Origin of the sequence: Arthrobacter sp. Edens01, assembly GCF_001307035.1 — a bacterium.
In the GTDB taxonomy this organism is placed as follows: domain Bacteria; phylum Actinomycetota; class Actinomycetes; order Actinomycetales; family Micrococcaceae; genus Arthrobacter_B.
Map to the genome: position 1 here is coordinate 48,976 of NZ_LKIU01000005.1, position 14,085 is coordinate 63,060.

The following is a 14,085-nucleotide window of genomic DNA, read 5'->3' on the forward strand; positions in this document are numbered from 1 at the left end:
CTCAAGACGGGGCCTACCCTCCGCTGCCGGAGATCGTCAGTCCTGGACGCGCACTGCAGTCTCGCGCAGGTACTGTTCCACCCGGGTGTAGGCGTCCTGGGTCAGGGCACGCCAGAATTGCATCGCGAGGCGTGGTTCATCCTCTTCGATCTGATGGATCACGTCGGCCGGCAGGCGCCAGACCTCCACTGCGCCGTCGGCCTTGACGGTGGTCTCCTGCCTCCGGTCCTCGCCCAGGGCCATCTCGCCGAAGGTCATTCCGGCGCCCAGACGCGTCAGTTTCACGCGGTGGCCGTCCGGACCCGGCATGAGGGTCTGCACATGGCCCGAGGCAATAAAGTAGACACCGCTGAAGCGCTGGCCGATCCTGCGGATCACATCGCCGTCGTCGTAGGTCAGTTTCTCCATCCGGGAGGAAAGGTCCTTGGCGCTGTCCTCACCGAGGGGAGCCAGCGCGGGGGAGTCCTTGGGCAGTATCCGGGCAGGCTGAACGAGGTCCGCCGCGTAGCGCTCAAGCAGTTCTTCCTCGCACCACTCAACCGCTCCGGAACGGGTGGCAAACGCCTGCACGTCGTGGCCGTCTTCCACCAGGCTGGCCGCCACGGTCCCGTCCGCGTCCACGATGGCCAGGCTCCGTCCGCCGCGGGTCAGCATGTCTGCCGCCTCGGCGAACATCCGCATGGCCACTCCGGAGACCTCATCAACACTGCGCAGGTCCAGCACCACCAGTACGACGTCGTCATCCAGGGAAGCGAGCTCCCGCACCATGGCTTCGGCACCGGCAAAGAGCAGGTCGCCGTTCAGCTCAAGCACCCGTGCACGGTGGATGTTGGAGCGCAGGACGTTGGCTGCTTCTTCGCTGCGGCGGATGCCCGAAGGAGTGGTGCCAATGTCATAGGAACCGCGCAGCGCAGAGCGTCCCGTACGTCCGGCACGGACAAAGTGCAGTTCAAGGTCGCTGGAGAGCCGCTGGCTGACGGCTACGCCGCGCACACTGCTGCCGTGGGCATCGAGCGGCGGCGAGTAGACGGCCAGACCGATCTGGCCCGGCAGCACGGCGATCGTGCCGCCGGCTACCCCGGACTTCGCTGGCATGCCTACGCTGCTCATCCAGGCACCGGCGTCGTCATACATGCCGCAGGTGGCCATGACGGAGAGCACCCGCTCCACCGGCGCTATATCCAGTACCTGGTCATTCGTGAGGGGGTTGCGGCCGCTGTTGGCAAGGGTGGCAGCCATCATTGCCAGGTCCAGGGTGTTAACCATTACCGAGCATTGCCGGAAATAGTCCTCAATGACCGGTGTGGGATCAGATTCAATGATGTCGAAACTACGCAGAAGATATGCAAGTGCATGATTTCGGTGCCCGGAGCGGAGTTCTGACTGGTAGATCTTTTCGCTGACAGAGAGCTGACGTCCCGCAAATGCTGAATACGTATTGAGAATTCGCTTAAAGCGTGAATTTCCGCCGGCACCGCGGACGAGGGAGGTGGCAGTGAGGGCTCCGGCATTGATCATGGCGTTCGCGGGGCGCCCGGTGCCTTCGGCCAGGGAGATCTCGTTGAACGAGTCTCCGGACGGTTCAACGTCCACCTTGGCGTCCACCTCGTCCATGCCCCGGTCGGCCAGCGCCAGGCCGTAGGTGAACGGCTTGGAGATCGACTGGATGCTGAACTCCTCGCGGGTGTTGCCCACCTCGTAGACGAAGCCGTCTGCAGTGGCCAGGACTATTCCGAAGTGATCGGGATCCACGTTGGCCATCGCGGGAATGGAACTGTACGGTTTCCCGTCCTTTAGGTCGGCAATCTCGGCGTGGATTCGTTGCAGGTAGTGATCGATCGGGGAGTCCATCCATCCAGCCTACGGGGGTTGGGAAAGCCCGTGACCTGACCGTTATCTCTGTGTATACTGGCACGCAGTTGTTGTGTTGAGTGTTTGAACTTGAAGCGGCGAAGCCCGAATCCAGGGCCAGCCGCTTTTTTTGTAGAACGCTGCATGGGACACTTCAGCTGGAAACTCCTCGACGGTCGGGGATGTTTCGCCTCAGAAGGATGATTAAAAATGGCAACTGGCACCGTGAAATGGTTCAACTCCGAAAAGGGCTTCGGCTTCATCGAGCCCGATGACGGCAGCGCCGATGTTTTCGCCCACTACTCCGCCATCAACGCGAGCGGCTACCGCTCACTTGAAGAGAACCAGAAGGTTAGCTTCGACACCGAGCAGGGACCCAAGGGTCCCCAGGCGGTAAACATCCAGCCTGTCTAACCAAGACTTCCGGCCCTTTCACGGGCCAGCTGGAAACGCAGATGCAGGACGGATTCCGTCCTGCATCTCGCGTTTAAGGCACACTCCGCGCTGAAGCGTCCCCCTGCCTGCCGGCGCCGGCAGCAGGGCATTTCCCCGGTGCCTGCCCGGGCGTACCTCGCCGATGTCAGCCGTGACCAGCTGATGCGCCTGCTCACCGAAGGTGGATACGTCCACTACCGCTGGAAGGAAGATGATGAGCTTCACGCGGTGATGGCAGGCATCCTGAAAGAGTTCGGTTCCATAGGGGACATGGTCAAGGGCGCCGGTTCGGCCGGCGAGCTGCGGCACAGGCTGGAGGTTCCCCGGCATTGGACCGGTAACGGCCGGTATTTTCATGGAATGGGTGCCCGCACGGTTCAACGGAACCTACACCGGCTGACCCTTCCCGGGGCCTTGGCCCGCCGGGGACGTAACGCAGCACACAAATCCGGATGCTTCTGGCTATACTCCTAACAGCTTCAAGAACTGCGGCCGCCAAGCTCCGACTTGGCCGCATACCAACCCCACGCTCGTTGGGTGGTTCGGATGAAGAAGCGGCCTGCACTCGCCCCTGGGGCAACCGGTGCCAGGCAAGAGCACGCCGAAAGGACCGGCGCCCGGCGCCGCCGCCATGGATACTCCTGTTCCCCCAGCAACCTCCCTCAAAGCAGTCAGCCTGCAGGACTATGAGGACCTCGTACGTCTGCGCGAGGCCTTCGTCGAGTTCCTTCTCAGCGAGCCAAGAGCTGCTGCATGAGCGGTCCGGCAGGGCTGCTGCTGGATACCCCCGTCCTTGCCGAGGTCCGCAGCGGGAGCCCAGACCCCGCCGTCGTCGGTTTCCTCCGGAGCCGCAGCCACCTTCGAGTCTTCGTGTCCGCCCTCACCGTGGGGGAATTCGAATCGGCTGCTCCAGGCTGGCTCAAGGAACTGTCCCAGCGCTTTGCCGGGAACATCCTTCCCGTGGACCATGAGGTGGCGATGCTGTGGCGGACACTGCCTGTGTCCGCTGCCGAAGGACCCCGGGACTCGCACCGCTCCTGGCTCGCGGCAACGGCAATCCACTGCAACCTCACGGTCGTGACACCTGAACCTGAGGCCTTTGTGGCATATGGTGCGCATGCGGTCAGTCCATTCACGGAATTCGGCTGAGCACAACCCCCTGTGAGAGAATTCATTGTCCCGGGTGAGGCCGGGCACACTGCCGCGTGCTGTCTTGGCGCCGCGGACACTCGCAAGTTAGGAACTCTTGGCCGATGGCTGAAAACACTCCCCGCGCGAATGCAGTACCGCATTCGGAGCGGATTGACGACGACGGCGGCAAGGCCGCCAAATGGAAAATTGTCGGCCCGGGACTCGTGGTTGCTGCCACGGGTGTTGGTGCTGCCGACATGGTTGCCACCCTGGTGGCAGGATCCCGCTACGGCTACGGCCTGCTGTGGGCAGTTATCCTGGGCGTCATCCTGAAGATCATCCTCGTGGAAGGTGCCGGGCGGTTCACGCTTGCAACCGGTAAGACCATCTTCGAAGGGTGGCGTTCGCTGGGACGCTGGACCACCTGGTACTTCGGTCCGTACATCATGATCTGGGGCTTCGTTTACGGCGCCACGGCCATGTCTTCCGCTGCGCTGCCGCTGGCAGCAGTCTTCCCGTTCCTTCCGCTGTGGGCATGGGCCATCGTGATGGGCCTGGCCGGCTTCGTCATGGTCTGGTTCGGTAAATACGCCACCTTTGAAAAGATCACCGCTGCCCTCGTTGGCCTGATGTTCGTCACCGTGGTCGGCCTGGCCATCATCGCAACCCCCAACATCCCGGAGATGTTCAAGGGCCTCGTCCCGATGATCCCCGAAGGCGGCATCGTTTACACGCTGGCTCTCGCCGGCGGCGTCGGCGGCACCATCACCCTGGCTGCGTATGGCTACTGGCTGCGCGAAAAGGGCTGGTACACGCCCAAGTGGATGAAGGTCATGCGCATCGACAACTCGATGGCCTACGTGATGACGGGCATCTTCGTGATCGCCATGCTCATTGTGGGTGCCGAGGTTGTCCGCACCGCCGGCATCACGCTCAGCGCAGGCGACAAGGGCCTGCTGGACCTCTACGACGTCCTGAAGCTTGAATACGGCGACTTCATTGGAACCGGCTTCCTGATCGGTTTCTGGGCCGCGTCCTTCTCCTCCATCATCGGCGTCTGGAACGGCGTTTCGCTGATGTTCGCCGATTTCTGGGGGAACATGCGCGGAAAGGAATCCGGTCACCCGGACACCCGCGTAGGCGGAAAGTACTTCAAGTTCTACGTCCTGTGGCTGACCTTCCCGCCGATGATTCTTTTCGCACTGGGACAGCCGATCGGCCTGATCCTCGCCTACGGCGTGCTCGGCTCGCTGTTCATGCCGTTCCTGGCCGTCACCCTCCTGGGACTGCTCAACGGCAAGCGCATCCCGAAGGAATGGGCCAACCGCCTCCACACGAACATCGCCCTGGGCATCACCGCCCTGCTGTTCATCATCCTTGGCCTGCAGCAGGCCTGGAAGGCACTCTCGCCGGTATTCGGCGGCGAGTAGCCCCTCACTTGGGCGGTCTCACAACCCGCCCGCCAAGGCGCTGCGAAGCACCCTGAAACTGCCCTGCCGTGTGTAAACGCGGCAGGGCAGTTTAGCGTACGCACCCTCCTTCCACGAGGGAAAAACTAAGTTCGAAAATAAGTACGCAGACCCTGTCTACGCCCTGAGGACCCTCCGCTACTCTGGAATGGCGAGAGAAGGTTGCAGCATGGAAATCAGCGCAGCGGGTGGCCTGAATCGTCTGATTGCGGGCCGATACCGACTCATCGAACCAATTGGCCACGGTGGCATGGCCACCGTCTACAAGGGACTGGACGAAGCTCTCGGACGCGACATCGCCGTGAAGCTCTTCCGGGCCAGCGCTGTCGACCCCGACGACGTCGGGCGGCAGGAAACGGAAATGCGTCTCCTGGCTTCGCTGACGCACCCGGGGCTGGTGACACTCTTTGACGCAGGCAAGGACGACGCCGGCCGCGACGACGGTCCCGACGGAGAGCCCCGGGCATTTCTGGTGATGGAACTCGTGGACGGGCCGGACCTGCGCAAGCGGCTTCGGGACAATCCCGTGCCTGCAGCTGACGTTGCCTACGTCGGCGCTGAACTCGCCGGTGCGCTGGCCTATATCCATGCGCGAGGAGTGGTTCACCGCGACGTTAAGCCGGCCAATATTCTCCTGCCGCCTACCATCGCCGGTACGGCACCGCGGGCCAAGCTCACGGACTTCGGGATCGCCCGGATGATGGACGGGGCCAGGCTCACTGCGACCGGTGCAACGCTTGGCACGGCCAACTACCTCAGTCCGGAACAGGCGTCGGGCAGGTCCGCGTGCGCCTCGTCCGATATCTACTCCCTTGGACTGGTGCTGCTGGAGTGCCTAACCGGAAAAATTGAGTTCGGCGGCACCCCGCTGGAGGCAGCCGTTGCAAGGCTGAGCAGGGATCCGGAGGTCCCGGAGACCCTCGGCACGCACTGGAGCTCCCTGCTCACCGGAATGACCGCACGGGACCCGGAGTCCCGGCCAACGGCTGCGGAGGTGTCTGCTGCATTGCTGGATCACGGGTGGTCCGCAGGGCCCGTGACACCGGCTGCAACCCGGGACATCGCCCCGCCCCGAACGGAAACAGCGGCTCCTGAAACGGCAGAGGCGTCAGAAGTGGACGGTTTGGCGGCTGAGCCGGAGACCTCCGCCAGCTTGGATTGGCTGCATACGGGCACCGGCGCCAGTACTGCAGAGGATCCGCGGACGCCTGCCATGGAGCAGGCAGCCGCAGCCTATCTGGCCAGGGACGACCTGGACCATCCGGACATCCATACGCCTGCGGCTCCGCCCACGCCTCCGTCGATCGGCCCCCTGTCCGGAGCCGGCCAGGGGCGTCCCGGCAGCGCGGGGCCGAAACAGGCCGCTATTGCCCGCGCAGCCGCCGTTCCAATGCCTCCCGGCCGTGCCGTCCTCGCCGGCCGTGTGCTGCTGGCAGTCCTGGCCATGACCGTCCTGACGGTGGCAGTGGTGCTGGCAGCCGGCCGGGTCGGAGCGTCCGACTCCCTCCAGCCCCAGAAGGTCCCTTTCCAGATTGGCGGGACCAGCAGCGGGGAACCGTAACCCAGGCCCGCCGGTTTGTCCGGGTTAGGCCCGGAAGCGGCTCGGATCGCATACTTGAAACATGGATTTTCCCGTACCGTCCCCTAACGACCGCTGCCCTTGCCTGAGCGGTGAGACGTACGGGAACTGCTGCTCCCGCTTCCATGCCGGCAGCGCCTGGGCCCCCACCGCAGAAGCGCTTATGCGTTCGCGCTACACCGCATTCGTCACCGGCGACAAGGAATACCTGCTCCGGACCTGGCACCCCAGCGGGCGTCCTGCCCGGCTCGATCTTGACAGCGAAATGCGCTGGCGGCGCCTGGACATTCTGTCCACAGAGGCCGGCGGGCCACTGGATTCGACCGGAGTAGTCACCTTTGAGGCCCGTTACCGGCAGGACGGCGACGCCGGTGTGCAGCGCGAACGCAGCACCTTCGTCCGGGAAGACGGCCGATGGCTGTATGTTGCGGGCGAGTAGGCCCCGACACCTTCCACCTGCTTCGGGCCGCGCCTAGTCTTAAGTAGCGTCCGACGGCGGCTCGGATCCGGGCCCCATCGGGAAGTCTTCCCGAACAGGCGTACGCGCCTGCCAGTGGTCGGACCCCAGCAGAACGAGGACACCATGAAAGCACTCGTTTATGAAGGACCCGGACAGAAGGCGTGGAAGGACGTCCCTGACCCGCAGATTCAGGATCCGCGGGACGTGATCGTCAAAATCGATACCACGACCATTTGCGGCACAGACCTCCACATCCTTAAGGGAGACGTTCCCGCAGTCACCCCGGGCAGGATACTCGGCCACGAAGGGGTAGGCACCGTCAGCGAGACGGGGTCCAGTGTCACCAACTTCAAGGTTGGGGACAAGGTCATCCTCTCCTGTGTTTCCGCCGACGGTTCCTGCAGCTTCTGCAAGGAGGGCCTGTACTCGCACTGCACCGGTTCCGAAGGCCAGTCCGGAATCGGCTGGATTTTCGGCCACCTGATCGACGGGACGCAGGCTGAGTATGTGCGGGTTCCCTATGCAGACACCTCCATGTACCTGTTGCCGGAGGGCGTAAGCGAAGAGCACGGAGTGCTGCTCAGCGATATCTTCCCCACCGGTTTTGAGATGGGCGTGCAGTACGGCCGGACCAAGCCCGGTGACGTTGTCGCCGTGATTGGAGCGGGACCTGTGGGCCTCGCCGTGATCTCCACGGCTGGCCTGTACGGGGCCGCGAAAATCATTGCCGTTGACCTGGACCAGAACCGGGTGGACCAGGCCCGCAAGTTCGGTGCCACGCACGGAGTGAACTCCGGCGACTCCGACTGGAAGGAACAGATCATGTCCCAGACAGACGGCTGGGGCGTGGACGTGGCCGTGGAAGCCGTGGGTATTCCCCGGACTTTCGAGATGTGCACAGAGATTGTCCGGCCGGGCGGAAACGTGGCGAACGTGGGTGTGCACGGCAAACCGGTCAGCCTGGAACTGGACCGCCTGTGGATCGAGAACATCGACATCAGCATGGGCCTGGTGAACACGGACACCCTGTCCATGCTGTTGAAGCTGATGGCGGAGGGGAAGCTCCCGGCCGAGCCCTTCATCAGCCACCGCTACCCGCTGAATGACATGATGACCGCGTACGACACATTCTCGCGGGCGGCGGAGACCGATGCGCTGAAGGTGATCCTGAGCACTGAATAGCAGGCCTCCCGGGCGGTTTGGGCCGCGGCTCAAACCGGGCGGATACTGGAAGTGCGGCCGCAGCTGCGGCCGCACTTCCACGTCAAGGGGGTATGTAAATGTCAGAAGACATTTCCCGTACGATGATCGCCGGCCGGCTCAACATCGAAACCGGCACCTTTGCGCTGAAAGAGGTCCCGGTCCCTGACCCCGGGCCCGGTTTTGTCCGTGTGAAGGTGGGCGCGGCAGGCGTCTGCCTGTCTGATGTGCACCTGATCCAGGGCCTGCTCCGCCCTAAGTTCCTCAAAGGCAGTGAAGTCACCCTCGGCCACGAAGTCGCCGGAACGGTCGACCTGCCGGGCCCCGGTGTCTCCTCGCTGGCAGCGGGGGACCGGGTAGTGGTCCAGGCCGGTTATGAGTACAACGGGGTTACTCTCACCATGGGTGTGGACTACGACGGCGGCTGGGCCGAGTATCTGGTTGTTCCTGCCGGCGTCTGTGTTCCGCTGGGTGATGACATCCCGTTCGACCAGGCTTCCATCATTCCCGATGCCGTTTCCACGCCGTGGGGGGCTATTGCCTCCACTGCCGATGTACGGGCGGGGGAAGCAGCCGGCGTCTGGGGAATCGGCGGACTGGGTGCCCACGGTGTCCAGCTCCTGAGGCTGATTGGCGCCGCACCCATCATTGCCGTCGACCCGATCCCGGAAGCACGCGCCCGTGCGCTGGAGTTCGGCGCGGACATTGCCCTGGACCCGATGGCCGGTGACTTCGCCGATGCAGTGAAGGCCGCCACCGGCGGGCGGGGACTCGACGTCGCGCTGGACTTTGCCGGAGTGGACGCTGTACGTGCCCAGGCACTGGACTCACTGGGTCTCCGCGGCCGGCTGGTGCTGGTTGGCCTTAGCGGAAAGCCCGTGACCATCGGTGACAGCACCGGCTTCTCCTACGCCCGCAAACAGGTCCTGGGCCATTACGGCTCCGAGGCGCATCACGTTCCCCAGCTGGTTTCACTCACCCGCCTGGGACGGCTGGACTTTGCCAAGTCCGTAAGTGCCCGCCTGCCGCTCGCCGAGGCGGAGCAGGCGGTCAAGTCCCTGGACGCGAAGGAAGGCAACCCGATCCGGATTGTCCTGATTCCCTAGCAGGTCAAAACGCGCTGAAGCCCTCCGCCCAAGGCAGAGGGCTTCAGCGCGTTTCAGGCTCCCTTACTTGTCCTTGCGGTGCTTGCTGTCTTGGCTGTCCTTGGACTTTGAATCCTTGATGTCCTTGGCAGCCTTGACCGCTGCCGCGGCGGCCGTGGCCTTCACCGGGGTGGGGACCTTGACGACCTTGACCTTGGTCTTGCTCTTGGTGTCCAGGACCAGTGCGGCGGCTATGCCCAGCATCCATATGTCCTTGGCGAAGGGGGTGCCGGCGGCGCTGGGACGGATGCCGTCGTCTTCAGTGAAGTCCGGCGTCTTCAAATACATCCTCATCATGCCGCCCGAGAACGCGCCGAGCGCCAAACCGGCCAGGCGGCTGGGGACGAAAGGAGTCAGCAGCGCCAGGCCGAGGGTAATTTCGGCGGCGCACAGCAGTTTGCCGAACCGGACAGGTTCAATGTCCAGTACCTGGGGGAAGGCGTTCCCTGCCAGATGCTGCAGGCCTGCAGCAGATTCGGCGTCGAGGTTTCGCTTGTTCAGGCCCGAGTTGAGGATGTACGCGCCGGTGGTGAGCCGCAGCGGGATGTGGCTGAGTTTCATGGTGGTTCCTTACGGAGGCGGCAGTTTCCACGCACGAGCCTACGGCGGCGCCGGTACAGGCGCCAGAGCCCTGCGCCCCGGCAGGCGCCGAACTTTCCATGCGCGCCCGGCGCCGGGTGAACAAAAGATGGCCGGAGCGCGCACATTTGGTTCGACGGGGGAACATGCCGACGCAAAGTCCCACGGCCGCCCGGATATCTGCTTTTATTAATGAGTTACTGGGCAACCCGTCAACGACACTAGAAGGTCACTAATGGATTACCTCCCGGCCGAGCATCCCCGGCCGCGACATTTCATCCTTCACCTAAGCGACACCCATCTGCTGGCAGGACCGCAACCGCTGTACGGATCGGTGGACAGCCGGGCCAAGCTGCTTTCCCTTTTTGAACGCCTCTCGGCTGCTGAGCGCAAGCCGGAGGCGTTTGTTTTTACCGGGGACCTGGCGGACAAGGGGGAACCCGAGGCCTACGATGAGCTGCGCTCCATCGTTGAACCGGCAGCGGAACAGATGGGCGCGAAAGTCATCTGGGTCATGGGAAACCATGACAAGCGGGAGCACTTCAAGGAGCGGCTGCTGGATGAAGCTCCGGATATGGCTCCGATGGACCGGGTCTACGAAGTCAACGGCCTGAGGATCGTCACGCTGGATACGTCCGTGCCGGGCTACCACCACGGGGAACTGAGCGATTCCCAGCTTTCCTGGCTGCGGTCCGTTCTGCGCACACCGGCACCGGACGGGACGATCCTGGCCCTTCACCATCCGCCGGTCCCCAGTGTCCAGGACCTCACTGTCCTCGTGGAGCTGCGCCACCAGCGCGACCTCGCGGCTGTCCTGGCAGGAACCGACGTGCGCTCAATAATCGCCGGCCATCTGCACTATTCGACCTTTGCCACCTTTGCGGGAATTCCCGTATCGGTTGCCTCGGCTACCTGCTACACGCAGGATCTTGCCACCCCGGGAACCCGCGGGCAGGACGCCGGGCAGGGGTTCAATATGGTGCACGTCTATGAAGATTCAGTGGTGCACTCAGTGGTTCCGCTGGAGGAAAGCGCCACCGTGGGGGAGCGGGTGGACGAAACGGAGACGCGCCGCCGGCTGGAGGCAGCCGGCCGGCGCATCCTGGATGCCCGGTCCCTAAGCAACGCGTAGGGGAGACTACAGAACGTCCGGGTCCGGCTCCGGTCCGAGGTTGAAGAACCGGCCGGTGATCGAAGTGGGTGTGAGCTCCACGTAACGGTACTTCGGCGTACGGACCCACGGCTTCAGCGGGTACTTCTCCGCCTCCTCGATCTCCGCGCTGCGGTCCAGCTCCCGGCAGGAGCCCTTGATAATTACGGACCATGCCTCGTCGCTCATGATGCCGTCGGTTTCGAAGGCCACCTGGGAGTTGATCGTCAGCCCGGCAAGTTTCGTTCCGGGTGCGGTCCGGAAGAGGAGCACGCCGTCATGCGCAAAGTAGTTGATGGGAAAGATATCGGGCTGGTTGCCCACGCTGACTGCGATTCGGCCGTGGAAGGTCTTTTCGACGTACTTCCAGGCTTCTTCTGCCGTGAGCTCAACAACCGGAGGCAGTTCTTCAGTAGTCATGGTTCCAGTCTGCCCCGCCGGAGCGCCTCCCGCCAGCCGGTGGAACCGGACCGGGTTGACTGGGGCATGCTGCATCACAAAAGTGGAACGGGTAACATCTTTGACCTGATCAGCACTACCTCGAGTGAGAGAGAGCATGATGACGGACGACGAAAAGCAGTACGCGGCACAGGAGCACCTCACTACCCGGCAGGGCCACCCGGTCTCCGATAACCAGAACACCCGCACCGTTGGATCCCGCGGCCCGGCGACTCTGGAGAACTACCAGTTCCTTGAGAAGATCAGCCATTTCGACCGGGAGAGGATTCCTGAGCGTGTGGTCCATGCCCGCGGGTTTGTGGCTTACGGCGAGTTTGAGGCCAGCGGCAAGTGGGGTGATGAGCCCATCGCCAAGTACACGCGAGCCAAGCTCTTCTCCGAACCGGGTAAGAAGACCGACGTCGCGATCCGGTTCTCAACGGTGATCGGCGGCCGGGACTCGTCCGAGTCGGCACGCGATCCGCGCGGCTTCGCGGTGAAGTTCTACACCGAAGACGGCAACTGGGACCTCGTGGGCAACAACCTGGGGGTCTTCTTCATCCGCGACGCGATCAAGTTCCCGGATGTCATTCACTCCCTGAAACCGGATCCCGTGACTTTCCGGCAGGAACCGGCCCGGATCTTCGACTTCATGTCCCAGACGCCGGAATCCATGCACATGCTGGTCAACCTGTTCAGCCCCCGCGGCATCCCGGCCGACTACCGGCACATGCAGGGATTCGGCGTAAACACCTACCGCTGGGTCAACGCAGCGGGGGACTCGAAGCTGGTGAAATACCACTGGCAGCCCAAACAGGGGGTGAAGTCCCTGACGGAAGAGGACGCCGGAAACATCCAGGCGCAGGACCTGGGCCATGCGTCAAAGGACATCTACGAAGCCATCGAGCGCGGGGACTATCCCCAGTGGGACCTCTACGTTCAGATGATGGATGACAACGATCATCCGGAGCTGGACTTCGACCCGCTTGATGACACCAAGACCTGGCCGGAACAGGACTTTGTCCCGCAGTACGTGGGAACCATGACCCTGAACCGCAACGTTTCCGACCACCACAATGAGAACGAACAGATCTCGTTCGGCACCGGTGTCCTGGTGGACGGACTCGAGTTCTCCGACGACAAGATGCTGGTTGGCCGTACGTTCAGCTACTCGGACACCCAGCGCTACCGGGTGGGACCGAACTACCTTCAGCTGCCGGTTAATTCGGCCAAGAACGCCAAGGTGGCCACCAACCAGCGCGGCGGGCAGATGTCCTACGGCACGGATCTCGCCCCGGGGCAGAACCCGCACGTGAACTACGAGCCCAGCATCACCGGCGGTGTGCAGGAGGCGCCCAAGACGGGTCCCACGGAGATCGGCCCCGAGCTGAAGGGCCGGCTGATGCGGGCCCGTATCGAACGCACGAACGACTACATGCAGGCCGGCCAGCGCTACCAGCTGATGGAGCAGTGGGAGAAGGACGACCTGGTGAAGAACTTCGTTGACAACATCTCCGAGGCTGCGCGTGCGGTGCAGGAGCGAATGCTCTGGCACTTCTACATGTGCGACGACGAGCTTGGTGCCCGTGTCGGCGAAGGCCTGGGTATTGGACTGAGTGAGATCAAGGACCTGGGACCGCTTCCCACCCAGACACTGAACGAGGAAGAACTGGACCGGGTCAAGAACCTCGGCAACAACGGTCCGCGCAATGTGGAAGGTCTGACCATGACCCACTGCGTGCCCAACGAGCACGTGGTGGTGTCCCGCTAGGGGCAGCACTTCCAGCGCAGCAGAGAAGCGGCGGCCGGTGCTCCCGGCCGCCGCTTCGGTGTCCAGCGGCTAGTTCGGGGTGACGTACGCGCCGGAAATACCGCCGTCGACCATGAAGGTGGAGGCAGTGATGAAAGAGGAATCGTCGCTGGCCAGGAACGCCACGGCACCGGCAAGCTCTTCGGGCTCCGCGAACCGGCCCAGCGGAATGTGCACCAGCCGGCGGGCCGCCCGCTCGGGGTCTTTGGCGAAAAGCTCCTGCAGCAGGGGAGTGTTGACCGGTCCCGGGCACAGCGCGTTCACGCGGATTCCCTGCCGCGCGAATTCGACGCCGAGTTCCCGGCTCATCGCCAGGACCCCGCCTTTGGACGCGCTGTAGGAGATCTGCGAAGTGGCGGCTCCCATGACCGCCACGAAGGACGCTGTATTGATGATTGACCCTTTCCCGGCCGCCAGCATGTGGGGCAGGGCGTACTTGCAGCAGTAATAGACGGAGGTCAGGTTCACCTCCTGCACGCGGCGCCACGCATCGATTCCGGTATCCAGGATGGAAGCGTCCTCCGGCGGGGAGATCCCGGCGTTGTTAAAAGCGACGTCCACCCTTCCGTAGGTGTCCCGTGTGATCTCGTAGAGGCGCCTAACTTCTTCCTCGCTGGTCACGTCAACGGGCACGAACAGGCCGCCCACCTCATCGGCCGCAGCCTTCCCGGCGACGGGGTCAACGTCGCCCACGACGACGTGCGCGCCTTCGGAAGCCAGGCGCCGGGCGGTGGCGAGGCCGATCCCGCTGCCGCCGCCGGTGATGACCGCAGACCGTCCTTCGAGCCGGCGCGGGGGAGCAGATGAGACCGGATCCAACATGGTGTTCCTCCTTTGG

At 63.5% G+C, this 14,085-nt stretch carries 14 protein-coding genes and 1 riboswitch; of the genes, 9 read left to right on the forward strand and 5 right to left on the reverse strand.

Translation table 11 applies throughout. The features are described from left to right. Window positions 1-36: 36 nt before the first annotated feature. On the reverse strand, window positions 37-1,851 hold the full coding sequence (gene glsA / locus AO716_RS06485; protein ID WP_055240159.1) for a glutaminase A: 1,815 nt from the start codon (window positions 1,849-1,851) through the stop codon (window positions 37-39). A gap of 210 nt (window positions 1,852-2,061) precedes the next feature. On the opposite strand from glsA, the gene AO716_RS06490 reads away from it, so the two are divergent. Next, the gene (locus AO716_RS06490; protein WP_055240160.1) at window positions 2,062-2,265 is read left to right on the forward strand and encodes a cold-shock protein; all 204 of its coding nucleotides are present in this window, start codon (window positions 2,062-2,064) and stop codon (window positions 2,263-2,265) included. 18 nt (window positions 2,266-2,283) lie between these two features. Here the strand turns inward: AO716_RS06490 and AO716_RS17230 are convergent, their stop codons facing one another. Continuing rightward, window positions 2,284-2,595 carry a hypothetical protein gene (locus AO716_RS17230; protein ID WP_152969892.1) on the reverse strand — a complete coding sequence of 104 codons (312 nt, stop codon included), beginning with the start codon at window positions 2,593-2,595 and terminating at the stop codon, window positions 2,284-2,286. A gap of 168 nt (window positions 2,596-2,763) precedes the next feature. After that, a riboswitch (SAM riboswitch) is annotated at window positions 2,764-2,889 on the forward strand. A 150-nt stretch (window positions 2,890-3,039) separates the two neighbouring features. Here AO716_RS17230 and AO716_RS06500 point away from each other — a divergent pair. The 6 genes from AO716_RS06500 (at window position 3,040) to AO716_RS06525 (ending at window position 9,231) form a co-directional block, all read left to right on the forward strand. Beyond that, window positions 3,040-3,435, forward strand: a complete 396-nt coding sequence (locus tag AO716_RS06500) for a PIN domain-containing protein (RefSeq protein ID WP_055240162.1) — start codon at window positions 3,040-3,042, stop codon at window positions 3,433-3,435. A gap of 104 nt (window positions 3,436-3,539) precedes the next feature. Then, window positions 3,540-4,847 (forward strand): Nramp family divalent metal transporter, encoded by a 1,308-nt coding sequence (locus AO716_RS06505; protein WP_055240163.1) that lies wholly within the window; start codon window positions 3,540-3,542, stop codon window positions 4,845-4,847. Between the two features lie 208 nt (window positions 4,848-5,055). Beyond that, window positions 5,056-6,447 carry a serine/threonine-protein kinase gene (locus tag AO716_RS06510; RefSeq protein WP_055240164.1) on the forward strand — a complete coding sequence of 464 codons (1,392 nt, stop codon included), beginning with the start codon at window positions 5,056-5,058 and terminating at the stop codon, window positions 6,445-6,447. 61 nt (window positions 6,448-6,508) lie between these two features. Next, window positions 6,509-6,904, forward strand: coding sequence for a YchJ family protein (locus AO716_RS06515; RefSeq protein WP_055240165.1), 396 nt, complete (start codon window positions 6,509-6,511; stop codon window positions 6,902-6,904). A 144-nt stretch (window positions 6,905-7,048) separates the two neighbouring features. Then, window positions 7,049-8,107, forward strand: coding sequence for a zinc-dependent alcohol dehydrogenase family protein (locus tag AO716_RS06520; protein WP_055241921.1), 1,059 nt, complete (start codon window positions 7,049-7,051; stop codon window positions 8,105-8,107). A gap of 98 nt (window positions 8,108-8,205) precedes the next feature. Continuing rightward, window positions 8,206-9,231, forward strand: a complete 1,026-nt coding sequence (locus AO716_RS06525; RefSeq protein ID WP_055240166.1) for a zinc-binding dehydrogenase — start codon at window positions 8,206-8,208, stop codon at window positions 9,229-9,231. A gap of 63 nt (window positions 9,232-9,294) precedes the next feature. Here the strand turns inward: AO716_RS06525 and AO716_RS06530 are convergent, their stop codons facing one another. Further along, window positions 9,295-9,831 (reverse strand): hypothetical protein, encoded by a 537-nt coding sequence (locus AO716_RS06530; RefSeq protein ID WP_055240167.1) that lies wholly within the window; start codon window positions 9,829-9,831, stop codon window positions 9,295-9,297. Between the two features lie 253 nt (window positions 9,832-10,084). Here AO716_RS06530 and AO716_RS06535 point away from each other — a divergent pair, with 253 nt between their 5' ends. After that, window positions 10,085-10,981, forward strand: a complete 897-nt coding sequence (locus tag AO716_RS06535) for a phosphodiesterase (protein ID WP_055240168.1) — start codon at window positions 10,085-10,087, stop codon at window positions 10,979-10,981. 6 nt (window positions 10,982-10,987) lie between these two features. On the opposite strand, the gene AO716_RS06540 is transcribed toward AO716_RS06535, so the two are convergent. Beyond that, window positions 10,988-11,419, reverse strand: coding sequence for a pyridoxamine 5'-phosphate oxidase family protein (locus tag AO716_RS06540; protein WP_055240169.1), 432 nt, complete (start codon window positions 11,417-11,419; stop codon window positions 10,988-10,990). Window positions 11,420-11,543: 124 nt separating this feature from the next. Here AO716_RS06540 and AO716_RS06545 point away from each other — a divergent pair, with 124 nt between their 5' ends. Continuing rightward, on the forward strand, window positions 11,544-13,208 hold the full coding sequence (locus tag AO716_RS06545; protein WP_321164362.1) for a catalase: 1,665 nt from the start codon (window positions 11,544-11,546) through the stop codon (window positions 13,206-13,208). A gap of 69 nt (window positions 13,209-13,277) precedes the next feature. Here AO716_RS06545 and AO716_RS06550 read toward each other — a convergent pair whose 3' ends face one another. Further along, window positions 13,278-14,069 carry a 3-oxoacyl-ACP reductase gene (locus AO716_RS06550; RefSeq protein ID WP_055240170.1) on the reverse strand — a complete coding sequence of 264 codons (792 nt, stop codon included), beginning with the start codon at window positions 14,067-14,069 and terminating at the stop codon, window positions 13,278-13,280. Window positions 14,070-14,085 lie beyond the last annotated feature (16 nt).